Here is a 298-nt window from a genome sequence, read left to right on the forward strand (position 1 = left end):
GCTTGAGGTGGACAAGGTGCTGTCCATTGATGAGATGTCCAGTCTCGCCGAAGCTGGCCAAGCGCCGACACTCGACCTCGACCCGCGGTGAGGCCTGATCATGCCAGATACCTCACCATTGGATGATCGCGAATTCGGTCAGTTTCAGTCCTGGTTATACCGTGCAGGAGATCCCTGCCGCACAGATCGAGCCGCCGCCCAGGCCTTCGGCGAGCGTCATGGCCAGGCTGTAAGGTTCTTCGCCCGAGGAACTGGCCGCGCTCCACAACCGGAAGAGCTTGCCGGGTGCCGCGTTGGG

Annotated in this window: 1 protein-coding gene; it reads right to left on the reverse strand. The window is 62.1% G+C overall.

What is annotated here, in order from left to right; genetic code table 11:
- Positions 1-154 precede the first annotated feature (154 nt).
- Positions 155-298: CheR family methyltransferase (locus AC0L3U_RS39070; protein ID WP_473365070.1), on the reverse strand; the 144-nt coding region annotated here is incomplete at its 5' end.

It is taken from the genome of Bradyrhizobium sp. Kon69 (genome assembly GCF_055807515.1).